Origin of the sequence: Stenotrophomonas sp. GD03794 (assembly GCF_029842145.1) — a bacterium.
GTDB classification, from domain to species: domain Bacteria; phylum Pseudomonadota; class Gammaproteobacteria; order Xanthomonadales; family Xanthomonadaceae; genus Stenotrophomonas; species Stenotrophomonas riyadhensis.
The window spans coordinates 26,365-50,893 of record NZ_JAOCFV010000008.1 but is presented as its reverse complement, the minus strand read 5'-3'; the positions used below and the strand labels follow the sequence as shown (position 1 = coordinate 50,893).

At 66.6% G+C, this 24,529-nt stretch carries 33 protein-coding genes and 1 tRNA gene; 22 read left to right on the top strand and 12 right to left on the bottom strand.

All coding sequences use genetic code 11. The features are described from left to right. The first annotated feature begins 45 nt into the window (after window positions 1-45). The 17 genes from N5D91_RS06775 to N5D91_RS06695 all read left to right on the top strand — a co-directional run bounded on the left by N5D91_RS06775 (window position 46) and on the right by N5D91_RS06695 (window position 8,341). Window positions 46-240 (top strand): hypothetical protein, encoded by a 195-nt coding sequence (locus N5D91_RS06775; protein ID WP_180853712.1) that lies wholly within the window; start codon window positions 46-48, stop codon window positions 238-240. Continuing rightward, window positions 233-382 (top strand): hypothetical protein, encoded by a 150-nt coding sequence (locus tag N5D91_RS06770; RefSeq protein WP_180853713.1) that lies wholly within the window; start codon window positions 233-235, stop codon window positions 380-382. The genes N5D91_RS06775 and N5D91_RS06770 overlap by 8 nt, the downstream gene beginning before the upstream one ends. Before the next feature lie 50 nt (window positions 383-432). Next, a complete protein-coding gene (locus N5D91_RS06765; protein WP_180853714.1) occupies window positions 433-951 on the top strand; it encodes a hypothetical protein in 519 nt (172 codons plus the stop codon). A gap of 91 nt (window positions 952-1,042) precedes the next feature. Next, complete coding sequence (locus N5D91_RS06760; RefSeq protein ID WP_123958937.1) at window positions 1,043-1,459, top strand: hypothetical protein; 417 nt, start codon at window positions 1,043-1,045, stop codon at window positions 1,457-1,459. A 74-nt stretch (window positions 1,460-1,533) separates the two neighbouring features. Then, complete coding sequence (locus N5D91_RS06755) at window positions 1,534-2,268, top strand: ERF family protein (protein WP_180853717.1); 735 nt, start codon at window positions 1,534-1,536, stop codon at window positions 2,266-2,268. A 3-nt stretch (window positions 2,269-2,271) separates the two neighbouring features. Next, window positions 2,272-2,886: a lambda exonuclease family protein gene (locus tag N5D91_RS06750; RefSeq protein WP_180853718.1), complete on the top strand. Its 615-nt coding sequence runs from the start codon at window positions 2,272-2,274 to the stop codon at window positions 2,884-2,886. After that, window positions 2,886-3,101, top strand: a complete 216-nt coding sequence (locus N5D91_RS06745; protein ID WP_180853719.1) for a hypothetical protein — start codon at window positions 2,886-2,888, stop codon at window positions 3,099-3,101. Before N5D91_RS06750 ends, N5D91_RS06745 begins: the two co-directional genes overlap by 1 nt. After that, window positions 3,098-3,709: a hypothetical protein gene (locus N5D91_RS06740; protein WP_180853720.1), complete on the top strand. Its 612-nt coding sequence runs from the start codon at window positions 3,098-3,100 to the stop codon at window positions 3,707-3,709. Before N5D91_RS06745 ends, N5D91_RS06740 begins: the two co-directional genes overlap by 4 nt. 58 nt (window positions 3,710-3,767) lie before the next feature. Continuing rightward, window positions 3,768-4,073: a hypothetical protein gene (locus tag N5D91_RS06735; RefSeq protein ID WP_219634847.1), complete on the top strand. Its 306-nt coding sequence runs from the start codon at window positions 3,768-3,770 to the stop codon at window positions 4,071-4,073. Beyond that, window positions 4,070-4,360: a hypothetical protein gene (locus N5D91_RS06730; protein WP_180853721.1), complete on the top strand. Its 291-nt coding sequence runs from the start codon at window positions 4,070-4,072 to the stop codon at window positions 4,358-4,360. The genes N5D91_RS06735 and N5D91_RS06730 overlap by 4 nt, the downstream gene beginning before the upstream one ends. Beyond that, the gene (locus tag N5D91_RS06725; protein ID WP_180853722.1) at window positions 4,357-4,995 is read left to right on the top strand and encodes a hypothetical protein; all 639 of its coding nucleotides are present in this window, start codon (window positions 4,357-4,359) and stop codon (window positions 4,993-4,995) included. Before N5D91_RS06730 ends, N5D91_RS06725 begins: the two co-directional genes overlap by 4 nt. Further along, on the top strand, window positions 4,935-5,525 hold the full coding sequence (locus tag N5D91_RS06720; protein ID WP_343238091.1) for an HNH endonuclease signature motif containing protein: 591 nt from the start codon (window positions 4,935-4,937) through the stop codon (window positions 5,523-5,525). The genes N5D91_RS06725 and N5D91_RS06720 overlap by 61 nt, the downstream gene beginning before the upstream one ends. Further along, the gene (locus N5D91_RS06715) at window positions 5,522-6,046 is read left to right on the top strand and encodes a DNA N-6-adenine-methyltransferase (RefSeq protein WP_180853724.1); all 525 of its coding nucleotides are present in this window, start codon (window positions 5,522-5,524) and stop codon (window positions 6,044-6,046) included. Before N5D91_RS06720 ends, N5D91_RS06715 begins: the two co-directional genes overlap by 4 nt. Next, window positions 6,039-6,212, top strand: a complete 174-nt coding sequence (locus tag N5D91_RS06710) for a hypothetical protein (protein WP_180853725.1) — start codon at window positions 6,039-6,041, stop codon at window positions 6,210-6,212. Before N5D91_RS06715 ends, N5D91_RS06710 begins: the two co-directional genes overlap by 8 nt. Next, entirely contained in the window at window positions 6,205-6,930 is a 726-nt protein-coding gene (locus tag N5D91_RS06705) for a DNA cytosine methyltransferase (protein WP_180853726.1), read from the top strand. The genes N5D91_RS06710 and N5D91_RS06705 overlap by 8 nt, the downstream gene beginning before the upstream one ends. Window positions 6,931-7,036: 106 nt before the next feature. Next, window positions 7,037-7,237, top strand: coding sequence for a helix-turn-helix domain-containing protein (locus N5D91_RS06700; RefSeq protein ID WP_171955635.1), 201 nt, complete (start codon window positions 7,037-7,039; stop codon window positions 7,235-7,237). 6 nt (window positions 7,238-7,243) lie between these two features. Further along, window positions 7,244-8,341, top strand: coding sequence for a tyrosine-type recombinase/integrase (locus N5D91_RS06695; protein WP_180853727.1), 1,098 nt, complete (start codon window positions 7,244-7,246; stop codon window positions 8,339-8,341). 82 nt (window positions 8,342-8,423) lie between these two features. Here N5D91_RS06695 and N5D91_RS06690 read toward each other — a convergent pair. The 9 genes from N5D91_RS06690 to thrS all read right to left on the bottom strand — a co-directional run bounded on the left by N5D91_RS06690 (window position 8,424) and on the right by thrS (window position 16,214). Continuing rightward, window positions 8,424-8,500: transfer RNA gene (locus N5D91_RS06690), tRNA-Pro, on the bottom strand. A gap of 68 nt (window positions 8,501-8,568) precedes the next feature. Then, on the bottom strand, window positions 8,569-8,925 hold the full coding sequence (locus N5D91_RS06685) for a MerR family transcriptional regulator (RefSeq protein ID WP_005410431.1): 357 nt from the start codon (window positions 8,923-8,925) through the stop codon (window positions 8,569-8,571). Next, window positions 8,906-9,205, bottom strand: a complete 300-nt coding sequence (locus N5D91_RS06680; RefSeq protein WP_005410432.1) for an integration host factor subunit alpha — start codon at window positions 9,203-9,205, stop codon at window positions 8,906-8,908. The genes N5D91_RS06685 and N5D91_RS06680 overlap by 20 nt, the downstream gene beginning before the upstream one ends. 27 nt (window positions 9,206-9,232) lie before the next feature. Then, window positions 9,233-11,614 carry a phenylalanine--tRNA ligase subunit beta gene (pheT, locus tag N5D91_RS06675; protein WP_180853728.1) on the bottom strand — a complete coding sequence of 794 codons (2,382 nt, stop codon included), beginning with the start codon at window positions 11,612-11,614 and terminating at the stop codon, window positions 9,233-9,235. Between the two features lie 83 nt (window positions 11,615-11,697). Beyond that, complete coding sequence (locus N5D91_RS06670) at window positions 11,698-12,693, bottom strand: phenylalanine--tRNA ligase subunit alpha (protein WP_110712975.1); 996 nt, start codon at window positions 12,691-12,693, stop codon at window positions 11,698-11,700. Window positions 12,694-12,886: 193 nt separating this feature from the next. Further along, entirely contained in the window at window positions 12,887-13,246 is a 360-nt protein-coding gene (gene rplT, locus N5D91_RS06665; RefSeq protein ID WP_006380762.1) for a 50S ribosomal protein L20, read from the bottom strand. A gap of 11 nt (window positions 13,247-13,257) precedes the next feature. Next, on the bottom strand, window positions 13,258-13,455 hold the full coding sequence (rpmI, locus tag N5D91_RS06660) for a 50S ribosomal protein L35 (RefSeq protein WP_005410436.1): 198 nt from the start codon (window positions 13,453-13,455) through the stop codon (window positions 13,258-13,260). 266 nt (window positions 13,456-13,721) lie between these two features. Then, on the bottom strand, window positions 13,722-14,249 hold the full coding sequence (gene infC / locus N5D91_RS06655) for a translation initiation factor IF-3 (RefSeq protein ID WP_074725076.1): 528 nt from the start codon (window positions 14,247-14,249) through the stop codon (window positions 13,722-13,724). A 63-nt stretch (window positions 14,250-14,312) separates the two neighbouring features. Then, window positions 14,313-16,214 (bottom strand): threonine--tRNA ligase, encoded by a 1,902-nt coding sequence (gene thrS, locus N5D91_RS06650; protein WP_180853729.1) that lies wholly within the window; start codon window positions 16,212-16,214, stop codon window positions 14,313-14,315. 429 nt (window positions 16,215-16,643) lie between these two features. Between thrS and N5D91_RS06645 the strand changes: the two genes are divergently transcribed. Genes N5D91_RS06645 through N5D91_RS06635 form a run of 3 tightly spaced genes read left to right on the top strand, consistent with a single transcriptional unit; the run spans window position 16,644 to window position 18,773 of the window. Next, window positions 16,644-16,940, top strand: coding sequence for a hypothetical protein (locus N5D91_RS06645; protein ID WP_164161544.1), 297 nt, complete (start codon window positions 16,644-16,646; stop codon window positions 16,938-16,940). After that, a complete protein-coding gene (locus N5D91_RS06640) occupies window positions 16,940-17,203 on the top strand; it encodes a hypothetical protein (RefSeq protein ID WP_164161543.1) in 264 nt (87 codons plus the stop codon). Before N5D91_RS06645 ends, N5D91_RS06640 begins: the two co-directional genes overlap by 1 nt. Before the next feature lie 10 nt (window positions 17,204-17,213). Continuing rightward, window positions 17,214-18,773 (top strand): PepSY-associated TM helix domain-containing protein, encoded by a 1,560-nt coding sequence (locus tag N5D91_RS06635; protein ID WP_180853730.1) that lies wholly within the window; start codon window positions 17,214-17,216, stop codon window positions 18,771-18,773. A gap of 24 nt (window positions 18,774-18,797) precedes the next feature. On the opposite strand, the gene N5D91_RS06630 is transcribed toward N5D91_RS06635, so the two are convergent. Both N5D91_RS06630 and N5D91_RS06625 read right to left on the bottom strand, forming a co-directional pair. After that, entirely contained in the window at window positions 18,798-19,199 is a 402-nt protein-coding gene (locus tag N5D91_RS06630) for a VOC family protein (protein ID WP_180853731.1), read from the bottom strand. A 100-nt stretch (window positions 19,200-19,299) separates the two neighbouring features. Beyond that, window positions 19,300-20,490, bottom strand: coding sequence for a glycoside hydrolase family 18 protein (locus N5D91_RS06625; protein WP_180853732.1), 1,191 nt, complete (start codon window positions 20,488-20,490; stop codon window positions 19,300-19,302). 222 nt (window positions 20,491-20,712) lie between these two features. Between N5D91_RS06625 and N5D91_RS06620 the strand changes: the two genes are divergently transcribed. Both N5D91_RS06620 and N5D91_RS06615 read left to right on the top strand, forming a co-directional pair. Further along, window positions 20,713-21,699 carry a hypothetical protein gene (locus tag N5D91_RS06620; protein ID WP_258011450.1) on the top strand — a complete coding sequence of 329 codons (987 nt, stop codon included), beginning with the start codon at window positions 20,713-20,715 and terminating at the stop codon, window positions 21,697-21,699. 111 nt (window positions 21,700-21,810) lie between these two features. Then, a complete protein-coding gene (locus N5D91_RS06615; protein ID WP_279908216.1) occupies window positions 21,811-22,875 on the top strand; it encodes a serine hydrolase in 1,065 nt (354 codons plus the stop codon). Here the strand turns inward: N5D91_RS06615 and N5D91_RS06610 are convergent. Next, window positions 22,844-24,412, bottom strand: coding sequence for a winged helix-turn-helix domain-containing protein (locus tag N5D91_RS06610; protein WP_164161558.1), 1,569 nt, complete (start codon window positions 24,410-24,412; stop codon window positions 22,844-22,846). The genes N5D91_RS06615 and N5D91_RS06610 overlap by 32 nt on opposite strands. Window positions 24,413-24,529: the final 117 nt, after the last annotated feature.

The following is a 24,529-nucleotide window of genomic DNA, read 5'->3' as shown; positions in this document are numbered from 1 at the left end:
CTGCCTCGGTGTGCTGGCGACCGTCACGGCGCAGGCGGTGTTCGCATGAAGCACTTCGAGCGACTGGATGCGGCCTTTGCCGAGCAGTTCGGCGGTCTGCCGCCAATCACCCCGCCCGCGCGCATCGCCGACCTTGTGGCCACCGACTGCACCGGCCTGCTGCTGGGCAACGCCGATATCGAGATGAACAACCGCGAGGCGATCTCCGGCCTCTGCGTGGAGGAAAGCACCGATGAGTAAGCGCCTTCGCATCGCCTGGGCCGTGCTCGCCCTGGTCGCCGCCGCGGTCGTTCCGCTGCGCATCGCCGAGATCGTGCAGGCACACGCCGACCGCGATGCAAGCCCGCCGCGCTGGGTTGCCACGAGCAGCGTGCGCGGCTGACTGCTCCCCCTTCCCGCCGGCGCGGCCGGCTCCTACGAGAGGCACCACCGATGTTCCAACTCGATCAACACGATGCGGTGTTCTCGCATCTGAACCTGCGGAAGGAAAAGCACGGCGAAGACGATGCCGCCGCCGCTGACCTGAAGTTCACCCTGAACGCCCAGAACACGATCCTCGACACGATCGACCCGAACATCGTGCGCGCGTTCTGGAAGAAGGCCGAAAAGGGCCAGCAGCAGTCGCTGCCGATGGAAGGCAGCACCGACCTGGTGGCGCTCAACCTGCCGCTGCTGGGCGAGCAGGACATCACCGGCAAGTTCGAAGGCTACGAGCTGTCGATCGGCTCCCTGATGGACCACATCGAAGCGGTGTTCTTCGCCGACGCCAAGGTGAAAAAGATCACCTGGAAGCCGCTCGAAGGCGGCAGCGTGGCCATGGGCTTCACCGTCTCGGTGCTGCTGGACGAGGACGAAGACGCCGAGCTGATCTCCGCCTGGCGCCGCGGTGAGGTGCGTCTGACCCTCACCCCGCCGAGCGCCGCCGCGCAGCAGGCCGACCTGGCCGCGTAACGAAATCCCCCCGCCCGCCCCCCCTGCGGGTGCCTGCGCCGGCCAGACCTTCCACAAAGCCGGCACCTTTCCCCGAGAACAAGGAATTTCCATGTCAGCACCCACTTTCCAGATTCCACAGGACGTTATCCAGCCGATCATCCAGGCCAACATCACGGCCGCCATTGCGCAGGCCCTGGGCGGCAGTGCAAACGTTCTGGAAAAGGCGATCAGCACGATCCTCTCAACACAGGTGGACGGCGAAGGAAAGCCGAGCAACTACCACCACTCATCCCATAAGACCTGGCTTGACTGGGCCATCGGGGACGCCATTCGCAAAGCCGCGCGCGCAGCTATCGAGGAGCAGATCGGCACGCTGCAGGCGGCGCTCAAGGAGCAGATGGTTGCCCAGCTCACGAAGAAGAACTCGCCTCTGATCAAGCAGATCGCGGAGGGCCTGGCAGCAGGCGCATTCAGCCCCGAGGCAATCAAGTGGCGTCTGACGATAAGTCCCGAAAGCCGCGACTGATCCACACCACGCACCCGCCTGCCCGGAGGCGGCTCCGAAAGCCGGGCACCTCATTTCATGTTGAGAAAAATCCCATGAGCGAACTCGCTATCGCCGCGGCACCGGCCGCAGACCCCACCGCCCCGGCCTCGATGCTGGCCGTCATCGAGCGCGTGGCCACGGACCCGAACGCCGATATCGACAAGATGGAGCGGCTGCTGCAGATGCACGAGCGCATGCTGGACCGCGAGGCGGCATCGGCCTACACCGCCGCCCTGGCAGCGATGCAACCGCGCCTGCCGTCGATCAAGGAACGCGGCGCGATCAAGGACCGCTCGGGCAACGTGCAGAGCACCTACGCGCTGTGGGAAGACATCAACGCCGCGATCAAGCCGGTGCTGCAGGAGTTCGGCTTCGCCCTGTCGTTCCGCACCAAGACCCGTGACCAGATGGTCGAAGTGACCGGCGTCCTGGCCCACAAGGGTGGCCACAGCGAGGAGACCGAGATCCACCTGCCGGCGGACACCAGCGGTTCCAAGAACGGCGTGCAGTCGGTCGGGTCCAGCGTGAGCTACGGCAAGCGCTACGCCGCCAGCGCCCTGCTGAACCTGACCACCCACGGCGAGGACGACGACGGCCTGCTGGGAGGCCAGAAGCTCGACGACAAGGCCGTGAACTGGATCGACGTGGCCAACGAGCTGGAACACCCCCAGGCCTACCAGGCGAAGCGGCAGGAACTGCTGAAGGACTACGGCGGCGCGTCCAACCTGCCCACCGAGGTGCGCAACGCCTTCAACCGGGCCAAGGCCCGCGTTACCCCGAAGGACTGACCCATGAAGATCCTGGACGTCGAGCAGGGTTCTCCGGAGTGGTTCGCCGCGCGGCTCGGCGTCCCGACCGCCAGCGAGTTCGGCAGCATCATCACCCCGAAGCGCGGCGACTACGCAACCGCCGCTGACACCTACATCAACCAGCTGATCGACGAGCTGATGCGGCCGCAGGCGGCCGAGTCGTTCGGCGGCAACCGGCACACGCAGCGCGGCAGGGATCTGGAACCGGACGCGCGCGAGTTCTATGCCTTCGAGCAGGACGTGGTGCCGCAGCAGGTGGGTTTCATCCTCAACGACGCCGGCACTTTGGGTTGCAGCCCGGACAGCCTGGTCGAGGCTGAGGGTGGACTGGAAATCAAATGCCCGGACGGCCCGACCCACGTGAAGTGGCTGCGCGCCGGCGGCGTGCCGGACGAACACAAGCCCCAGGTGCACGGCAGCCTGATCATCACCGAGCGCGAGTGGTGGGATTTCATGTCGTACTGCCCCGGCTACGACGCCCTGATCGTGCGCGTGCACCGCGACGGCTTCACCGAGAAGCTGCAGGGCCACCTCGACCGCTTCCTGCGCGAGTACCACGCAGCGCGCCAGGTGTTCGGCCTGAAGGTGGCCGCCTGATGGACGTCGCCCTGTACCCCTGCCACGCCAAGAGCCTGCGCCGTGCTGGACAGGCTCGCGCCCAGCTGTTCGCCCACGTCATCGAGGGCAAGCGCTACACCACCGCGCAGGTGGCCGAGATCCTGGACATATCCCACAGCGCCGCATACGAGCGGATCAAGCGGCGCCCTCACCCGCTCACCTGGGCCGACCTGCAGAAGGCGCGCCTGCCATGAACCGTAAGCGCGACATCACCGGCCAGCGATTCCATCGTTTGACCGCCATTCGACAGGTCGGGAACGACCGATCCGGCAGTGCCCGTTGGCTGTTCGCGTGTGACTGCGGCGGAGAGACAACCACTCTGGCCACCCATGCTCGGTCAGGTCACACGCGGTCCTGCGGCTGCCTGTGGCGGGAAGCCACCACCAAGCACGGCGAGAGCCGGTCGACCGAGCACCAGACCTGGCGGGGCATGCATGCCCGTTGCACCGAACCATCCGCAACCGGGTGGGCGCAGTACGGCGCTCGCGGGATCAAGGTTTGCGACAGGTGGAACTCGTTCGAGAACTTCCTGGCCGACATGGGCCGGAAGCCGTCGCCTGAACTCTCCCTGGATCGGATCGACAGCAACGGCGACTACGAGCCCAGCAACTGCCGCTGGGCAACGCTCGAGCAGCAGTCCACCAACCGCCGCGACAACCTGCACCTGACCTACCAGGGCCGCACGCAGACGTTGTCGCAGTGGGCACGCGAGATCGGCATCACCCGGTCCGGCCTGCACTACCGCCTGAAGCGTCACCCGGTCGCGGTAGCAATCGGCGCCGGCAAGAGGATGTCCCGATGAATTCAAACCACAACCTGTGGCACGGGCCAGTGCGCCGCGTGCCGCTTCGGAGCCACGCATGACCACGGAACGTCTGACGGCCGCGATGGCCGAGAACATCACCCGCTCGAAGGATCCAGCCTTCGCTGTCGACACCATCCTGAAAGGGATAAGGGCCGCTGCCGTAAACGGGAAGCGCGAGTACATCACCCGCGAGTACGGCTTCGGCGACGGCTCCTGCTACACCGCCGAAGACAACTACCCGGCGCTGTGCAAGGCGATCCTCAAAGAGCTGCGCGACCTTGGGTACAAGGCCGATATCGGCTCCAGCTGCGGCCAGTTCGTGGACGTGTGGCTGTACGTGCGCTGGGGTGAACAGGCATGACCCACCACCGCTACGACCGCCGGCTGCCGAAGCGCACCGAGGGCTTCGCCTGGGGCCGGTCTATCGACAAGGTGCTGGGCGGCCACGTCCTCACCTACCGCCTGTTCCGCCGCGACCTGGCCGGGAAGCTGCACATCGAGACGCGGACGTTCCAGCTCAACGACCACCGCCGGCACATCGCGCTGCAGCTGCTGATCGCACGCCGACAGCTGCGCGAGCGCGTCGACGCCATCGGCTATGCCCTGATCGAGGCCGAGCAGGCCTCCCAACTGCAGGAGGTTGCATGAAGACCAACGACAAGACCCTGGCGGACGCGCAGCCCGGTGGGAGGGTGAATGTCTGGAATGGCCTCGGAGAGGGTCTGCCCGAAGACGCACGAGTTGCCCTTACCCACGTCAACGCAGCGGCCAACGCCGCTCGGCATGCTGGCGACTACAAGTTTGCAAACGCACTGGTCGCCGCCCGCATCACGCTTGCGAAGGTGATCGGCGCCGCCCTCTCCGCCCAGCCCTCCCCGGGCGGTCAGGGAGAGGCGCTGACGGAGCTGACAGCCAAGTGGCGGCGCGAATCAAAGGAGCGCTTCGGCAAGAATGAGTTCAGCGTAGTGGCCGAATCACTGGACGTGTGCGCGCACGAACTGAAATCCGCCCTCGCCGCCCGCCAGCCGGTGTCTGAGTCACCGATGGCAAAGATGGCAGCCGCACTCCGAGGGAAAGCCGAAGCAGAGAAGGCTGCATTCGATCAGCGAGTGCAGTCCGGCGAGTGGGGCCCCATGCCGGATCAGTACGACACACGCTCTTTCTGCGCCGTGTGCGATGGCTCAGGCTGGAAGGATGCGTCGGAGAATGAGTTGTGCCCTGTATGCGAAGGCCAGGGAATTGGAACGCCACTCGCCGCCCGACAGCCGGTGGGGGAGCCATGAACAAGATCCCTATCGAGCGTCTCCGTCAGTTCGTGCGACTTGATCCTGTGACGGGCCTAATCCATTGGATCGTTGATAGGCGTCGCGGGGCGGCAGCTGGCGATGTGGCCGGATCACTCTGCGGGAACAGGTACATCCGTGTGGAAGTAGATGGATCCAGGCTTGCCGCACACAGAGTTGTGTGGGCTCTGCACACCGGGTACTGGCCTCCAGATGACATGCAGATCGACCACATCAATGGAATCAAGACCGACAACCGACCGGAGAATCTACGGCTGGCGAACAACAGCGAGAACCAAAGTAGCGCGAAATCTCGTCCGGGTCGGTCTGGATTGCGTGGGGTCTATTGGGTTCCTCAGATGGGTCGATGGAGGGCAAAGATCATGAAGGGAAAGCGAACAATCCATGTCGGCTACTTCTACGACAAGAACGAGGCCCACGCTGCCTATTGTCAAGCAGCTGCCGAAATCCATGGCCCGTTCCGTAACACCGAGTCACGGAAGGCAGACAGCCAAGCGGTGGGCAAATGAGCCGTGCGCATCCCTACGCCGCACGACCGGAGGCAGCCACTCACACGTGGCTGACCCCTCCAGAGATCATCGCGGCCCTTGGTGCATTCGATCTGGACCCGTGCGCCGCTCCGTCGCCGCGTCCGTGGACGACCGCCGCTCGACACATCGAACTGCCGGAAGACGGGTTGTCGGCAGAGTGGCAGGGCCGGGTGTGGTGCAACCCGCCGTTCGGTCGGCACACCGAGGCATGGCTGGCGCGCATGGCCGATCACGGCAATGGGATCGCATTGGCCTTCGCTCGTACCGAGACGGCGATGTTCCAGCGCTACGTGTGGCGTCGCGCCAGTGCTGTCCTGATGTTGGCGAACCGCCCTCATTTCCACCGGCCAGACGGCACCCGCGCCCGTGGCAACAGTGGCGGCCCTATCTGCCTGATCGCATATGGCGAGGCAAACCGTCGCGCCTTGATCGACAGCGGTCTGCCCGGCGCCGTCATCGTCGTGCACCACTTCCAGCAGAAGGAGCCGACCAATGGCTGACCAGCTGCTCACCGCTGCAATGGTCCACGTGTTCGCCCTGGCCGGGTTCCTGGCCGGCATCGCCACCCTGTGGGCGATCAGCCGCGCATGCCGCGCCGCGCGCGCAGGGCTGCGCTGGTGCTGGCGGAGGTGCCGTACCAAGATTCAAAGGAGGATCTGTGCGTGAGCTGGCTCTTTTCGCAGGCGCTGGTGGCGGCATACTCGGCGGGGAAATTCTCGGATGGCGAACCGTCTGCGCAGTTGAACGTGATGCCCACTGCGCATCCGTTCTGGCGCAGAGGCAAAACGATGGATGCCTCCGACCTTTCCCGATCTGGTCTGACGTCTGCAGTTTTGACGGACGACCGTGGCGAGGCGCTGTTGACGTCGTTTCTGGCGGATTTCCTTGTCAGGACATCAGTCCTGCCGGAAAAGGCGCAGGCATCCGCGGCGAGCGGTCCGGTCTATGGGCGGAGTTTGCTCGGATCGTTGGCGACGTTCGACCCGGATACGTGTGGGTGGAAAACAGCTCAGCCCTGTCTACTAGGGGGATCGACGTCGTCCTTGCCGACCTGGCCGCGCTCGGGTTCGATGCGGAGTGGTGCGTGTTGGGAGCAGATGCCGTCGGCTTCCCTCACCAACGGGCGCGGATGTGGATCCTCGCTGCCCACCCCGAGCGGGGTCAACGGTGGCAGGAATCACACGATGGGCCGCGTGGACGAATGGGGGGGCAGCAGCAACCCTTTGCGTGGGACCGTCATTGGCTCGATGTGTTCACCCGAGTTCGAGGAACTGGTGATGGGATGGCCAATCGGCTGGACCGAACCGACGCCATTCGAAATGGCCAGGTTCCGCGAGTGGCTGCAAGAGCATTCCGAGAGCTGCATGCCCGGCTTGGCCGCTGATGCCGCATGAACACCGCCACCGAGCAGCTGCGCGCTGCGCTGGCCACGAACTGACCATATTGCGCATCACCTCAAAATGGTGCGCGCGGACTGAAGAGACAGACCTATGAAACTGATGACCGAAGAGGCATGGCTGGAACGCTACTTCGATCCGAGCAGCCGTCCGGACACGCAGAAGCTGCAGCGCTGGCTGAGGGAAGGGAAGATCCCCGGCCGCAAGGTCGGTGGCTCCTGGTACATCGATGAGCATGCGTGGCTCGCCGGCGGCGACGACCTGGTGGCGCGCGTCCTGGCTGATGCGGCGTAACCGGCCATGATGGGACGTGCCCGCAAGCCCGGCCGCCGCGACTGGCCGCAGAATCTCTACGCTCACCGGGACGGGTTCAAGTACCGACACCCGATCACCCGGAAAGAGCATTCCATGGGCAAGGACAAGGCCAAGGCCTTCGCCGCGGCCAAGAAACTCAACGCCCTGCTGATGCCCAGCAACGACCTGGTATCGAAGGTGCTGACCCCTGGCGAGACGGTGGCCGATGCGATTGTCGTGTTCCGCCGCGATGACGTGCCCGGCAGAAAGTGGGCGCCGAAGACAGCCGAGGTCTACGAAAGCGTGATCCGACGCATCGAGGCCGGGCTGGGTTCGAAGCCGGTGGCCGACGTGACGGTGAAGGTGTGCGCCACCTTCATCCGCGAGGTGACCGAATCCGACCGCGCGCGCCAGCAGTTCCGGCTGGTGCTGGGCTGGATCCTGGCCTGCGCCGTGGAAGAAGGCTGGATAGATACCAACCCCGCGCTGGCGACTCGCCGGTTCCAGCACGAGCGGAAGCGCGTGCGCCTGACCCTCGACGTGTACCGAGCCATATGGGACCAGGCAGCGCCGTGGCTGCGCAACGCCATGGACCTGTCGCTGGTGACGCTGCTGCGCCGCGAGGACGTGGTGACGGTGAAGTTCGCCGACGTGCGCGACGGCCACCTGTGGGTGGTGCCATCGAAAACCGGGGGCTCGACGAACGTTCGGCTACAGATCGCCACCGCCGGCCCGCTGGCGGACCTGCTCAAGCGGTGCAAGGATGACGTGGCTTCGCCGTTCGTGATCCACCGCCTGCCGGAGAAGGCCAGGCCCAGCGACAAGCGCGCCAAGACGCGCAAGCACCACACACAGGTGCTGCCCGAGCAGCTTTCACGCGCATTCGCCGCAGCACGCGATGCCGCCGGCGTGGGTGGCGATGCACCACCAACCTTCCACGAGATCCGCAGCCTGGGCGGTGCGCTGCTGCGCGATGCTGGCTGGACCACAGAGCAGATTCAGGCGCTCATGGGACACGGCAACATATCGATGACCGAGCATTACCTGGGTGGCCACGAAGCACCATGGCAGCCAGTCACCACAGGTATCGCGCTGCCGCGATAGTGGTGGAATAGTGGACGCGTAGTGACCACAACGAAAAAGGGCCTGCACCGTATGGCGCAAGCCCTTGTTCTATCGCTGCTTTTGGTCGGGACGGCCGGATTCGAACCGACGACCCTCTGCCCCCCAGGCAGATGCGCTACCAGGCTGCGCTACGCCCCGACTGATGCTGCGATGTGCCCGCCAGTGCGGCGGGCCGTGAAGTATAGCGGATTACGATGGAAATGGGATCAGCGGCGCAACAACTGCAGCACTTCTTCCAGCTCCATGCGCACCTGCTTGATGATCTGGTTGCTCAGCGCCGATTCCTCGCGGGCATCGGGGCCATCCAGACGCAGGCGTGCACCACCGATGGTGTAGCCCTGTTCGTACAGCAGGCTGCGGATCTGCCGCACCATCAGCACGTCGTGGCGCTGGTAGTAGCGGCGGTTGCCTCGGCGCTTGGCCGGCTCAAGGCTGGGAAACTCGGTTTCCCAGTAGCGCAGCACGTGCGGCTTGACGTCGCACAGCTCGCTGACTTCACCGATGGTGAAGTAGCGCTTGGCCGGGATCGGCGGTAGTTCGCGGTTACTGCCCGGATCCAGCATAAGCTTCCACCCTCTCCTTGAGCTTCTGGCCCGGACGGAAGGTGACCACCGTACGGGCGGAAATCGGAATTTCCTCGCCGGTCTTGGGGTTGCGACCCGGGCGCTGGTTCTTGCGCCGCAGATCGAAATTGCCGAAGCCCGACAGCTTCACCTGACGTCCCTGTTCCAATGCTTCACGCAGCACATCGAAAAACGCGTCGACGAATTCCTTGGCTTCCCGCTTGTTCAGACCGACTTCGTCGAACAGCTTTTCCGCCATCTCCGCCTTGGTCAATGCCATTGCCTGCTACCCCCGAGTGCTGCCCGCTCAGCCGCGGATCCGGGCGTGATGTTCACGCTCGATGGCAGTGACCGCCTCGGCCACCACCGCATCCACGTCGCGGTCCGTCAGAGTGCGCGACTTGTCCTGCAAAATCAAGCCCATAGCGAGACTCTTGAATCCCGGCTCGACGCCCTGGCCGACGTAGCGGTCGAACAGGTTCAGGTCGCGCAGCAGCGGGCCAGCGGCCTGGCGGACGGTGGCCGCGAGATCGGCCCAGGCCACCTGTTCAGGCACCAGGAATGCCAGGTCACGACGCACTGCCGGGAAGCGCGACAGTTCGCCGGCACGCGGCAGGCGGCGGGCGGTCAGCGGCTCCAGGTCCAGTTCGAAGGCATAGACGTCGGCTTCGATGTCCATTGCCTTGGCCAGACGCGGGTGAATCTGGCCGATCCAGCCGATCGCCACGCCATCGCGGAACACCTCGGCCGAACGGGCCGGGTGGCCGTAAGGGCGGGCCGACGGGCGGAACTCCAGTACCGCACCACTGGCAGCGGCCAGCGACTCCAGGTCGCCCTTCAGGTCATGGAAATCGACCTTGCGGGCCGGCAGGCCCCACTGCAGTGCCTGTGCATCGCCACAGACCGCAGCGGCCACGCGCGGGGTTTCCAGCGGCGCCGGCCGGCCGTCGCCGGCCTGCTGGGCGAACACGCGGCCCAGTTCGAACAGGCGCACGCGGCCGATCTGGCGGGCGGCGTTGCGGCCCAACGTGGCGACCAGGCCTGGCAGCAGCGACGGGCGCATCACCGCCAGTTCGGCCGACAGCGGGTTGGCCAGCGGTACCAGGCCGTCGCGCAGCTGCCACTGGCTCAGCAGCGCATCGTCGACGAAGGCGAAATTGACGGTTTCCTGCTGGTCACGGGCGATCAGCTGGCGGCGCACGCTCAGCGCGTCCAGCTGGGTCTCGCTCGGCATCGCCACGCGCGAGGCGCCGCCCGGCAGCGTGGTCGGGATCTGCTCGTAACCGTGGATGCGGGCCAGCTCTTCGATCAGGTCTTCTTCGATGGCGATGTCGAAGCGGCGGCTCGGCGCCGTGACCTGCCAGCCGTCGGCGGTGGCAACCACGTCCATGCCCAGCGCGCGCAGGATGCGCTCGACTTCCGCATCTTCGATGGTGATGCCGAGCACGCGGGTGATGCGGGCGCGGCGCAGCACGATGGTTGCCGGCTGCGGCAGATCGGCCTCACGCACGGCCTCGGTGACCGGCGCCGGGGTGCCGCCGGCCAGGTCCAGCACCAGGCGGGTGGCGTACTCGATGGCGGTACGCGGCAGTGCCGGGTCGACACCGCGCTCGAAGCGGTGGCCGGCATCCGTGTGCAAGCCCAGCTTGCGGCCACGGCCCATGATCGCGGCTGGCGCGAAATGCGCGGCCTCCAGGAACACGGCAGTGGTGGCATCGGTGACACGGGTGTCGAAACCGCCCATCAGGCCGGCCAGGCCGACCGCACGATCGGCGTCGGTGACCACCAGGAAGCTGTCGTCCAGCGCAGCATCGCGGCCGTCCAGCAGCTTCAGGCTCTCGCCGGCACGCGAACGGCGCACGGCGATGCTGCCCTGCAGGGTGCCCAGGTCGTAGGCATGCATCGGCTGGCCGAGCTCGAGCATCACGTACTGGGTGATGTCGACCAGCAGCGAGACCGGGCGCACGCCACTGCGGCGCAGGCGCTCGGCCATCCACAGCGGGGTCTCGGCGGCGGCGTTGACACCTTCGATGACGCGGCCCAGGTAACGCGGTGCTTCGGCGCCGGCGTCGAGCTGGATGGCCAGCTCACGGTTGCCGATGGCGGGAATCGTCTCGGTGGTGAAATCCAGCACGTCGCTGCGGGTGGCGGCGGCGACGTCGTAGGCGATACCGCGCAGGCTGAAGCAGTCGGCGCGGTTCGGGGTCAGCTTGATCTCGATGCTGGCGTCCGGCAGGCCCAGGTACTCGACCAGAGCCTGGCCGACCGGTGCGTCATCCGGCAGCTCCAGCAGGCCGGAGGCATCGTTGTCCAGGCCCAGCTCCTTGGCCGAGCACAGCATGCCGTTGGACTCGACACCGCGCAGCTTGGCCGGCTTGATCTTCAGCTCGCCAATCTGCGCGCCGACCATCGCCAGCGGCGCAACCAGGCCCGGACGTGCGTTCGGTGCGCCGCACACGATCTGCAGCAGCTCGCCCTGCCCGGCATCGACCTTGCACACCTGCAGGCGGTCGGCTTCCGGATGGCGTACGGCGTCGACGATGCGCGCCACGACCACGTGCTCGAGGCCTTCGCCCAGCGCGGTCACGTCTTCCACTTCCAGGCCGATGGCGGTCAGCACCGCACTCAGTTCATCGCGCGAAGCGCGGGTCGGGACGTGGCTGCGCAGCCAGTTTTCGGAGAATTTCATGGTGTCACCCTGGTGGGCCCGGCGCATGCGCCTGGGCCTGCGTTGTTGAGTCCGCCGGGCATGGCCCGGCGCTACCTGATGCGTTACGCGAACTGCTTGAGGAACCGCACGTCGTTCTCGAAGAACGCGCGCAGGTCGTTGACGCCATAACGCAGCATCGCGAAGCGCTCCACGCCCATGCCGAAGGCGAAGCCGGTGTAGCGCTCCGGATCGATGCCGACGTTGCGCAGCACGTTCGGATGGACCATGCCGCAGCCGAGCACTTCCAGCCAGCGGGTGCTGCCATCGGGCTGCTGCCAGGCGATGTCCACTTCCGCGCCCGGTTCAACGAACGGGAAGTAGCTGGGGCGGAAGCGCATCTCGAAGTCGCGCTCGAAGAACGCGCGCACGAACTCGGCCAGCGTGCCCTTCAGGTCGGCGAAGGTCGAATGCTCGTCCACCAGCAGGCCTTCCACCTGGTGGAACATCGGCGAATGGGTCTGGTCGCTGTCGCTGCGGTACACCTTGCCGGCGGCGATCATGCGCAGCGGCGGCGCGTGGTCGCCCATGTAGCGCACCTGCACACCGGAGGTATGCGTGCGCAGCAGGCGGCCGTCGCCGAAGTAGAAGGTGTCGTGCATGGCACGCGCCGGATGGTGCGGCGGGAAGTTCAGCGCCTCGAAGTTGTGCCAGTCGTCCTCGATCTCCGGCCCTTCAGAGAGCTCGTAGCCCAGCCGGCCGAAGATGCCGGTGATGCGCTCCAGGGTGCGGGTGATCGGATGCAGGCCGGCGCGGTCGCCATTGCGGCCCGGCAGGGTGATGTCGATGGCTTCGGCAGCCAGGCGCGCGTCCAGAGCCGCGTCTTCCAGCAGCGCCTTGCGCTCGCCCAGCGCGCGGGTCAGCGTGTCGCGGGCCTGGTTGATCGCTTCACCGGCGGACTTGCGCTCGTCGGCCGGCAGGGCACCGAGCTGCTTGAGCTGCGAGGTGATGCTGCCACTCTTGCCAAGCAGGGCCACGCGCAGCTGTTCCAGCACGTCGGGGCTCTGTGCGGCGGCCACATCGGCCAGCGCCTGGGTGGTGAGGGATTGGATGTCGCTCATGGGGGGCCGGAACTCCAGTCGATCTGCCATCGCGATGCGCGAAGGGCCGACCCCTGTCGCCACCGCCGTCCCTGCGCTGCCGCTGTGGCCTCGCCGGGACCCAAAAAAAAATGGGGAAGGACTTGCGCCCTTCCCCATGCATTGCCTTGACCTGACACCGTTCCGAGTGAACGGTTACGGCATCGGGAAGGACTTATGCCGCCAGCGCGCCCTTGGCCTTTTCGGCCAGCGCGGTAAAGCCGGCTGCGTCGTGCACGGCGATGTCAGCCAGGACCTTGCGATCCAGGGTGATGCCGGCCTTCAGCAGACCGTTCATGAAGCGGCTGTAGCTCAGGCCGTTGATGCGGGCAGCCGCATTGATACGGGTGATCCACAGCGAACGGAAGTTGCGCTTCTTCTGCTTACGGCCGATGTAGGCGTACTGCTGTGCCTTGATGACCGCCTGCTTGGCGACGCGGAAGACCTTGCGACGGGCGTTGTAATAGCCCTTGGCGAGATCCAGGATTTTCTTGTGGCGGCGACGCGCCTGTACGCCACGCTTAACTCGTGCCATTTTTCAGTTCCTCAGAGGTAAGGGAGCATGCGGTCCAGACGGCCTGCGTCTTCTGCACGGACATGGCCCGTCTGACGCAGATTACGCTTACGCTTGGTCGCTTTCTTCGTGAGGATGTGGCTACGGTTGGCGTGGCCGCACTTGTACTTGCCCGAGGCGGTCTTGCGGAAACGCTTGGCCGCTGCCCGGTTGGTCTTGATCTTGGGCATTGCAATGTCCTTGATGGGATATGACCCTGGTTTCTGACTGATCTGGCGGCGGCCTGGGCCGCTCTTTCCGTCCTGCCATGATCGGCGTACGACCCGTCCTGGGTGGGTCGAGCCGGGCATGATACAGGCAAAACCGCCCTGCCACCAGCCCCTGCAACCCTTTCGCCGGCAATTCACCGGCTTCCTGCAAAAGCAAAGGGACGCCCATGGCGTCCCTTTACCCTGAACCATTCAGCCAGGCGCCCCGGAAGGCGGCCCGTCAGGTCTCAGGTCTTCTTCTTCGGCGCGATCATCATGACCATCTGACGCCCTTCCAAGCGCGGACGGGATTCAATGACGATGTCCTCGCCCAGATCGGTCTCGATCCGGTTGGCCATTTCGCGGCCCAGTTCCTGGTGGCTCATTTCACGGCCACGGAAACGGATGTTGACCTTGATCTTGTCACCATCCTCGAGGAACCCGCGCATCTTGCGCAGCTTGATCTGGTAGTCGCCCTCGTCCGTGACCGGACGGAACTTCACTTCCTTGATCTCGACCTGCTTGGTCTTCTTCTTGGCCTCGCTGGCCTTCTTCTGCGCTTCGAACTTGAACTTGCCGAAGTCCATGATCTTGCAGACCGGCGGATCGGCCTGCGGCTGGATTTCGACCAGGTCCAGGCCTTCATCTTCGGCCATGGACAGCGCTTCGTCGCGCGACAACACGCCGATCATTTCTCCGTCACTGCCGATCACGCGGACGCGCGGCACACGGATTTCCTGATTCTTGCGGTTCTGTTTGTTGTCAGGGGTGCTGATATTACGTTCTCCCAAGGGTATCGAACCGGTCCGGGTGCCTGTGCCCCCGGACCGGACCTTTGCTTACGCGCCCTCGGCCTGGAGCCGCTCGATGAAGGCCTGCAGGCTCATGCTGCCCAGGTCTTCGCCAGAACGCGTACGCACCGCCACAGCCCCATTTTCCTTCTCGCGGTCACCAATGACCAGCAGGTAGGGCACGCGCTGCAACGTATGCTCGCGGATTTTATAGCCGATCTTCTCGTTACGCAAATCCGAGCTGACGCGGAAGCCTTGCTCCGCAAGGGTTTTGGTCACGCCCGAGACGTAGTCGGCCTGGGCGTCGGTGATGTTGGCCACCACCACCTGGGTCGGCGCCAGCCAGGTCGGGAACTGGCCGGCATGGTGCTCGATCAGGATGCCCAGGAAGCGCTCCATCGAGCCCACGATGGCGCGGTGCAGCATGACCGGATGCTTCTTCTGGCTGTTCTCGTCCACGTACTCGGCGCCCAGTCGGCCCGGCATCATGAAGTCGACCTGCATCGTGCCCAGCTGCCAGGTACGGCCGATCGCGTCCTTCAGGTGGTACTCGATCTTCGGGCCGTAGAAGGCGCCCTCGCCCGGCAGCTCCTGCCACTCCACCCCGTTGCTGGACAGTGCCGAGCGCAGCGCGCCCTCGGCCTTGTCCCAGGTGGCGTCGTCACCCAGGCGCGATTCCGGACGCAGCGCGATCTTGACCTGGATCTCATCGAAGCCGAAGTGCTGGTAGACCGCCAGCGCCTGCTGGTGGAACGCGGTCACTTCCGCCTCGACCTGGTTTTCCGTGCAGAACACGTGGCCGTCGTCCTGGGTGAAACCACGCACGCGCAGGATGCCGTGCAGCGCGCCGGACGGCTCGTTGCGGTGGCAGGCACCGAACTCACCGTAGCGGATCGGCAGGTCGCGGTAGCTGTGCAGGCCCTGGTTGAACACCTGCACGTGGCCCGGGCAGTTCATCGGCTTGAGCGCGTAGGTGCGCTTCTCCGATTCGGTGAAGAACATCGCGTCCTGGTAGTTGTCCCAGTGGCCGGATTTCTGCCACAGGCTCACGTCCAGGATCTGCGGACAGCGCACTTCGCCGTAGCCGGTCTTGCGGTACACCTTGCGCATGTACTGCTCGACCACCTGCCACAGCGCCCAGCCCTTCGGGTGCCAGAACACCAGGCCCGGCGCTTCTTCCTGCAGGTGGAACAGGTCCTGCTGCTTGCCGATGCGGCGGTGGTCGCGCATCTCGGCTTCTTCGATGCGCTTGATGTACGCCTCGAGCTGCTTCTTGTCGGCCCAGGCGGTGCCGTAGATGCGCTGCAGCTGCTCGTTCTGCGCGTCACCGCGCCAGTAGGCGCCGGAGATGCGGGTCAGCTTGAAGGCCTTCAGGAAGCGCGTGTTCGGCACGTGCGGGCCGCGGCACATGTCCACGTATTCCTGGTGGTAATACATGCCCATCGCCTGGATGTCGTCGGACATGTCCTCGATCAGGCGCAGCTTGTAGTCCTCGCCACGGGCCTTGAAGATCTCGATCACTTCGGCGCGCGGCGTCACCTTCTTGATGACGTCGTAGTCCTGGGCGATCAGTTCACCCATGCGCTTCTCGATCGCGGCCATGTCGTCCGGGGTGAACGGGCGCTCGGAGTAGATGTCGTAGTAGAAGCCCTCGGCGATCACCGGGCCGATCACCATCTTCACGTCCGGGTACAGCTGCTTGACGGCGTGGCCGACCAGGTGGGCGCAGGAGTGGCGGATGATCTCAACGCCCTCCTCGTCCTTGGCGGTGATGATGCGCAGGCTGGCATCGTGGTCGATGACGTCGCTGGCATCGACCAGCACGCCATCCACGGCACCGGCGATGGTGGCCTTGGCCAGGCCGGCGCCGATCGACTGGGCGACCTCCATGACGCTGACGGGATTTTCGAATTCGCGGCGGCTGCCGTCGGGAAGAGTAATGTTGATCATCGCAGTGGCTTCGTGCGGGGCCCGCTGGGCGGGCTGGAAAGCGTTCCCGGGGCGGCGCCCGGGCAATAAAAAAGCGCCGCGAGGGCGCCTGGAACACAGGGCCTTCGGGGGCAGGTCAACAGTGGGCGGTGGTAGTGCTCATGTCGCACGCTCGGCCGGCGCTGGGCGCGGGCCACCTTGTTCCAGTCAGGGTTCTGCGATGATCTTAAACCAGCCCGGCGGAAAGCCCAAGGGCTACCGTACGGTCCGCTGAATGGGCCTCGCTGGCGGGGGGAAATTGCAATGATTACCATGTCGCCGCAGGTCGCCCCGTGCCAGCCTGCCCGCTTTCCCCCAGGACCCCGTGATGCGCCACCCGCTCCGACCGGCTCCCGCCGGCCCCGCCCGTGTCCCGCGTTCGCCGGCCCGCCGCCGCGCCGGCTGCCCGCGATGATCACCGTCGGCCTTTCCACGCTCGGCTTCTGCAGCCTGGGCATGCTGGCGGCGATGTTCTCGGCGCTGGCCTTCTATGCCGCCTCGCCGCACTGTCGCTGGCCACGCCTGCGCCGTGCCGGCCGCCTTGGCCGCCAGATCGGCCTGGTCGCTGCCGCTGCCGCGCTGTGGCTGTGGATGGCCGAGCTCGGCTTCGCCGCTGGCCTGGTGGCGATGCTGTGCACCTGGATGCTGGCGGCGATGCTGCTGCCGGCGCTGGCCGCCTGGCACCGCGCCGACGCGGAGTCGCCCTGATGTGGCCGCGCGCCTTCGCCGGCATCGTGGCCGGCTTCTTCCTGGCCGCCGCCGCGACCGGGCTGGTGACCTGGTTGCCTCCCGGGCCGTGGCAGAACGCACTGGTGCCCAGCCTGATCACGTTCATCCCGCTGTGGATGCTGGCCGCCCTGTGGGCGTTCAGCTTCCGCAGCGCGCTGCGCGCCTGGGTGACACTGGTCGGCAGCGCTGCGGCCGGATTCGCCGTGCTGACGCTGCTGCGCCTGACCGGCGCGGTGCAATGAGACCCACCCCATGAAGTTCAGCTCACAGACGCTGCGCACATTCACCACCCTGCACACCTGGGTCGGCCTGGTTGCCGGCTTCGGCCTGTTCGTGGCCTTCTACGCGGGTGCGCTGACCCTGTTCCACCACGACCTGCCGCTGTGGCAGACGCCCGGTGCAGCCACCGCACTCCCCGCCGGCCTAGACGACGCGCAGTACCTGCTGGAGGACGTGCTTGCCGCGCATCCGGAAGCGCGCCGCCACGTCGGCATGACCTTCCCCGGCACCGAACACCCGCAGCCACTGGCCTACTGGCAGACCGATGACGGCAGCTGGCGCTACGCCTGGCCGGGACAGATCGCCGGCAGCCCGACGCCGCCACAGACCGGGCTGGCCGAACTGGTCAACGAGCTGCATTACAGCCTCGGACTGCCGGTGGCCGGCATCTACGTGATGGGCATCGTCAGCCTGCTGTATGGCATGGCACTGCTGAGTGGCCTGGTGATCCACCTGCCAAAGCTGTTCGGTGATCTGTTCGCACTGCGTCCGGGCCGCAACCTGAAACAACTGTGGCAGGACGCGCACAACGTGATCGGCGTGCTCAGCCTGCCCTTCCACCTGATGTTCGCGGTCACTGGCGCCCTGCTCTGCCTGGTGTTCGTGCAGATGGCCCTGCTCAACCCGCTGATCTACGACGGCAAGGCCCTGCAGGCGGTACCGACCGCAATGGACACCGCGCCCGTGCGCGACGCCAGCGGCATCCCGGCACCGCCGGGCAGCCTGCGCGTGCTGCATGCACGCGCGCTTGAAGTGGCCCGCGCACAGGGCGTGGCCAATTTCGAACCGGCCTACCTGAAGCTGGCCAACTCCGGCGATGCCAACGCCACCATCGAGATCACCGGCGAATCCACCGGAACGCTCGGCCCGCTCGGCGCGGTGGCACTGGACGTGGCCACCGGCAACGTCCTGGCCTCGCAGCTGCCCGGCCAGCGCGACGCCAACCACGCCACGCTCAGCGCGGCCTATGCCCTGCACTTCGGCGAGTTCGGCAACGGCGTAGTGGTCTGGCTGTACTTCCTGCTCGGCCTTGGCGGTGCCTTCCTGTTCTACTCCGGCAACCTGTTGTGGATCGAATCGCGGCGCAAGCGTCGCCAGCCGCAGCAACCGCGTGCCGGGGTGAACATGGCACGGGCCACGGTCGGCGTCTGCATCGGGCTGTGCGTTGCGATTTCGGTGGCGTTCGTCACCGCACTGGTGCTGGAGCGGCTGGCACCGTCCGCGGTCGACCACGGCATCCGCTGGGCCTGCTTCGGCAGCTGGGCGGCCTGTGCGCTGTGGGCCGCGCTGCGACGCCCGGCGCAGGCCGCACGCGAACTGCTGTGGGCGGCGGCGATCAGCACCGCGCTGGTGCCGATCCTGCATGGCGCGCTCAATGGTGACTGGCTGTGGCGTGCTGCCGCGCGTGGCCACTGGCCGCTGTTCTGGGTCGATGCCATCGCGCTGGCCATGGCCTTCGGCTTCGCCCGCCTGGCAGTGGCCAGCCAACGCCGCGCCCGCAACGGCGATCCCAACAGCGTCTGGGCCAACTGAGCCGTCGCCGGGCATGACCCGGCGCTACCGAAGGTCCGCCGGATCCGGGTAACGACTCACTTCGATCAGGTTGCCATCCGGGTCGCGGAAGTACACCGATTCGATCGGCCCCAGCGCGCCAGTACGTGCGATCGGCCCCTCCTCCACTGCAACGGACTGCGCCTGCAGGTGGGCCAGCACATCGGGCGTCGCCGTGCGCGTGACCAGGCACAGATCGGCGCTGCCCGGCGTGGGCCGCAGCGCATGCGGTTGCAGCGGGGCGCTGGCCGGATGCAGGTTGATCTTCTGCTGGCCGAACTGCAGTGCGGTGCGGCCCGCGCCGAAGCGCACGACCTGCATGCCGAGCACGCGCTGGTAGAAATCACAGCTGCGTTCGATGTCGGCGACGGTGAGGACCAGGTGGTCCAAGCGTTCGAGATGGATCATGCCCGCAGCGTAGCGCTGCGGACGTGGCGGTAGTGTGCGGTGTCGGGCCGATGACGTTGCGGCATTGCGCCAGGCATGACCCGGCGCAGCCAGGCGAGGTTCAATCGCCGATGCGTGCCTTCTGCCAGGGACCCAGCATGGCGTTGAGCAGGCTCGCCTGTTCGTCGTCGCCGGTCAGCTCCCACATGAAGACGCCGGCCAGGCCCTGCTCACGGGCGAACTGCGCACGCAGGCCGATCGAGCGCGGGTCTTCATAGCTGATGAAAACCTTCTGCTCGGTGTTGTACAGCCACGGGCTCTGCGCCTGTGCTTGCCAGTGCTTCGTCCAGCCCGGCTGGTCGAGATAACGCGCCTTGATCACCCGCCAATCGCCGGCATCGGCCGGTGCGCTGTAGGCCTGATACAGACCGTCCGGTGCATCGCCGGTGACCTTGAAGCCGCGCCCGTAGAACGGCACACCCAGCACCAGCTTGTGGGCTGGCACCCCGCGCTCGCGGTAGTACTGCACCGCGCCGGCGACGTTGTTCCAGCGCCGCAGTTCCGGCGCCAGCGGATCGGTCGGCACTTCATGCAGGGGCGCATTGAAGGTCGACACCGATGAGAAACCGGTGCCCATGTCGTAGCTCATCAGGTTGATGAAATCGAACACCTTGGCCAGCGCCGGCAGGTCATAGCTTGCCGCTGGATCGTAGGGGCCATCGGTCTGCAGGCGACCGGCGGCCAGTGCGGCGGTCAACAGCATCGGCTGCCCCGCCTTGCGTCCATGCGCATCAAGGGCCACGCGGAACGCCTGCGCGAGCCGGGTCAGATTGGCGCGGTCCTGCGGACGGTGTGCCAGCTCCTTCGGCCCGCCACTGACCGGGAACTCCCAGTCGATGTCCACGCCATCGAAACTGCCAGCATGACGATCGAAGAACAGCGCCATGCATGAGTCGACCAGGCGCTTGCGGCTGGCCTCGGTCAGCGCTGCATCGGAGAATCCGCCTGCCCCCCAGCCACCGATCGAAATCAGCGTGCGCAGATGCGGGTGCGCCTTCTTCAGCTCGGCCAGCGCCGCGAAATTCTTCGGCGCTTCCGCGCCGATCGTGCAGCGCCCGTCCTCGATGGTGGAGAACGCGTAGAACAGGTGGGTGAGGCGCTCGGCCGGAATGCTCGACACCGGGTAGCGCTCGGCCGAACCACCGGGGTAGTAGGCACCGAAGATCGACGGCTGCGCGGGTGCCGCATGCACGGCAATGGGCAAGGCACCGGCAATCAGCACGGCAAGGGCAGCCACGGTCTGGCGGAACATGGGATCTCCCGGTTTGAAGGCGCAGCCACGTTAGCAAACGGATGGGGCTGTGGGACGGTTGTCGTGGCATGTCGTCCAGTGGACAGGTGCATCCCGCCGAATGACGACAACGCGCCAGTCATGCAACGACCCTCATGCACTGCAGCAGGACACACGCCGACGCCGCGTTCGCGGGCTCGCGCATCGGCTAAGGTAGCCGCGGACCTTCAACCGCGCATGGACATGAGCACCAACCACGACAACCTCGACGACGGCGACCTGCTGGACGACGAAACCCTCGACGAAGGCCAGGCCCTGGAGGCACGCGCCTACGACGCCTTCCACGAAGGCGACCTGCAGCAGGCGGTGGCGCTGTTCGGCGAGCTGATCGCACTCGCCCCCGAAGTGCCGTACCTGCATTACATGCGCGGGCTGGCGCACAAGTACCTGCGCGACTGGGCTGCCTCACTGCAGGACAACCTGCAATCGGAGCAGCTGCGCGGCGAGTTCGATGTCGCCACTGCCTGGAATGCCGGCATCGCCGCCACCGGCGCCGGTGACTGGGCCGAAGCACGCCGCCAGTGGACCCGCTGTGGCATCACCCTGCCCGAAGGCGAGGGCCCGATCGAGGGCCACTTCGGCGTGGCCTGCGTGCGCCTGGCGCCATGGTCCGACGCCGAAGTGGTGTACATGAGCCGCATTGATCCGGTGCGTGCACGCATCGACAACGTACCGCTGCCCGAAAGCGGCTTCCGCTTCGGCGACATCGTGCTGCACGACGGCGCCTCGACCGGCCAGCGTGCCTACGGCGAGCGCCAGGTGCCGGTGTTCAACGCGATGCAGCGCCTGCAGGCATCGGACATGGCGACCTTCACCGTGTTCGTGCAGTGCGATTCGGCCGATGACATCGCTGCCCTGGAGGCCATCACCCTGCCCGGCATCGGCATGGTCGAGGATTGGACAGCCACCGTGCGCCGGCTGTGCCGTCGCTGCAGCTACGGCACGCCGCACCAGCATGGTGATGAGGCGCCAGATGAAGACCAATGGAGACGCGAACGTGACCTCGGCGTGGCCGCACAGGGCCGGGCTGCGGTGGAAAAGCTCATGGCGGTGTGGATCGCTGCAGCCCCCGGCCGGGTGCTGGAGGCCATCGAACAGCGCGAGCACCCGCTGAGCGACCCGGAGCCAGGCCAGGTCTGGTGGCTGGGTGAGGACGAAGAGGCCGAGTAGGGTCGAGCGCCGGGCCTTGTGGCACAAGGCCTTCAGAATTCTTCAGGCCGGCTTCCAGCACTTCAGACGCAGCGCAGGCTCAATCGGGTTCCCTTTCGATGGAGTCCGACGATGCGTTCGATCCTGTCTGTCCTCACCCTGCTCTGCGCGGTCTGCACCCTGCCCTTCGCGGCCCGCGCCACCCCCCCCGATCCGGCCCGTCTGCAGGCCCTGCAGCAGGCCATCGCCAGCGATGAACTGAAACAGATCCGCAGCGTGCTGCTGCAGGTCGATGGCAAGGTGGTCTACGAGGGCTACTTCAACGGCGCCGACGCGCAGACCCTGCACGACGTGCGATCGGCCAGCAAGGGCGTGACCGCGCTGCTGGTCGGTACCGCCATTGGCGATGGCACCCTGCCCGGCGTGCAGGCCCGTGTGTACGACTACTTTCCGACCTTCACTGCCCGGCACGCGGTCGACCCCCGCCTGCGCGCCACCACCGTGCAGGACCTGCTGACCATGAGCAGCCTGTGGGAGTGCGATGACGAGAACCCGTTCTCGGCCGGCCACGAGGAACGCATGTACGTGACCGAGAAGTGGCTGGACTTTGCACTGAGCTTGCCGGTGAAGGGCTTCGCGCCGTGGATGCAGCGGCCGCAGGACAGCCCGCACGGGCGCGCGTTCGCTTACTGCACCGCCAACCCCTTCGTACTGGGCGCGGTGCTTGAGCACGCCAGTGGGCAGCCGTTGGCCGATTACGCTGCACGGATGCTGGAGCGGCCGCTGGGCATCATCCACAGCCAGTGGAACCGTTCGCCGGAGGGTATCGGCATGGGCGGCGGCGGCACCCGCTACCGCACGCGTGATCTGGCCCGCTTCGGCCAGCTCGTGTTCGATGATGGCCGATGGCAGGGCCGCCAGCTGGTCCCCAAGGACTACATCGAGGCGATGGTGCGGGCGCAGGCAACCACTTCCGATGGCAGCGACTACGGCTACCAGTGGTGGGGCCTGAAGCTGGGCGTGCAGGGTTCACCGCGCACGGTGTGGGCGATGTCCGGCAATGGCGGCAACTATGTGTTCGTGGTGCCGGAGCAACGCGTGGTCGCGGTGGTCACCAGCCAGGCGTTCAACCGCAGCTTCGCCCATCCACAGTCGCGACGGATCCTCACCGAGTTCCTGCTGCCGGCGCTGCACTGAGCGCGGCCAGCTCGTCCGGCCGCCAGCTGGCGGCCAGCACCTGCGCACGTTGCCGGGCGATGTCGGCGTCCAGCCGCTGCAGCAGGGCCGGCCAGCCGGGCGCGCTGCGCAGGGGGACGAACAGAGGTGTGGCACGCAGCCACGCTACGTCGCGGAAACCATCATCGACCGCCTGCTGCAGTGCAGCCACAGCGTCGCCTGCATGGCCCCGGGCCTGCAACAGCAGCGCCCGTTCCAGCGCCGCATCAGGCCAGCCGTCGCCGGCGCCCGCGTTGGCAGCGAGCTGCTGCAGGCGTTGGTCGATCCACGCGCCGTCTGCCTCCCGCGCGCCGTGCAACATCGCCAGGGTCTGGCCCAGCGACTGCTGCGGCCGCAGCTGGCGACCACGCTCGAACGCGTCGGCGGCGCCTGCGTCGTCGCCGGCCAGCAACGCCAGTTCACCCTGCAGGCGCAGCAGCTGCGGATGCGGCGTGTCACGCGCCAGCGCCTCGTCCAACGCCTGCCTGGCCTGCTGCGGCGCGCCGGCCAAGTACAGGCTGCGCGGCCAGGCGATGTTGGAAAAGACGTTGTCCGGGTACAGCTGGAAATTGCGCGCGTGGCGAACCGCGGCAGCCTGGGTGAAACCCAGCAGTTCCAGCTCGCGCGCGACCTGCACATCACGGAAGCGGATGCGCTCGGGGGCCTTCAAGGACAGGTTGGCCTGCAGCGCGATGGCAAGCTGGCCGCGCTCCTGCTGCAGGTAGGCCAGCGATGCGCGACTGCGCTCGTCGCCGGGCTCGAGTTCGATGGCACGGCTGTAGCCGGTGATCGCCTGCCGCATATCGCCCAGGCAGTCCTGCGCATACCCCCACAGGGCGTGCGCCGCGGCATCGCGGGGCGCGCGCTGGCGCTCCTGCTCGGCCAATGCCAGAGCTTCGCGCAACTGCTCGGGCGTGCCGTTGAACAGACACCCCTGTGCAGCCAGTGCACGGGACAGGCCACGCCGGGCAGGCACGGATTCCGGATCAGCCTGCAGGGCCTGCCGGTACAGGGTGATGGCCACGCTGTTGTTGTTGGCCTGGCCGATGCCAGCGTAGTAATCGGCGCGCTGCAACAGCGACTGCCCTGCGCCCTGCGGCGTCGACCGGGGCAACAGCAACAGTGTGGCGGCCGTGCCCAGCACCGCGACAGCCACCACACCCCAACCGAGCCTGCGGGCGCGCGATGATCGCGTGGGCGACGCGCTGGCCGGCCGTGGCGGCGCGCACAGCTGGTAGCCGCGACCACGAACCGAGCGGATGTAGCGCGGACGCCGACTGTCATCGCCGAGGGCCTGGCGCAGCAGCTTCACCCGCTGGCTGACCGCAGCTTCGCCGACCACCGCAGGGGCCCAGACCCGTGCGGCCAGCGTGTCGAAATCCACAACGTCGGTGCCGTGCGCAAGAAGCACATCCAGCAGGATCCAGCTGAGGCCGCTGACCGGCAATGCCTCACCGTTGCGACTGACGCGCTGCGCCGGGCGATCGATGTCCAGGTCGAGCAGGCGCAGGGTGTCCATGGCCGAAGCATAGCGGCTGGAGCGCACTGGATGACAGGCAAAGAAAAAGCGGGCCGAAGCCCGCTTTTTCATTTCAGCGATTCCAGGAGCGTGTCAACCAAGGTTGACACCCACCGC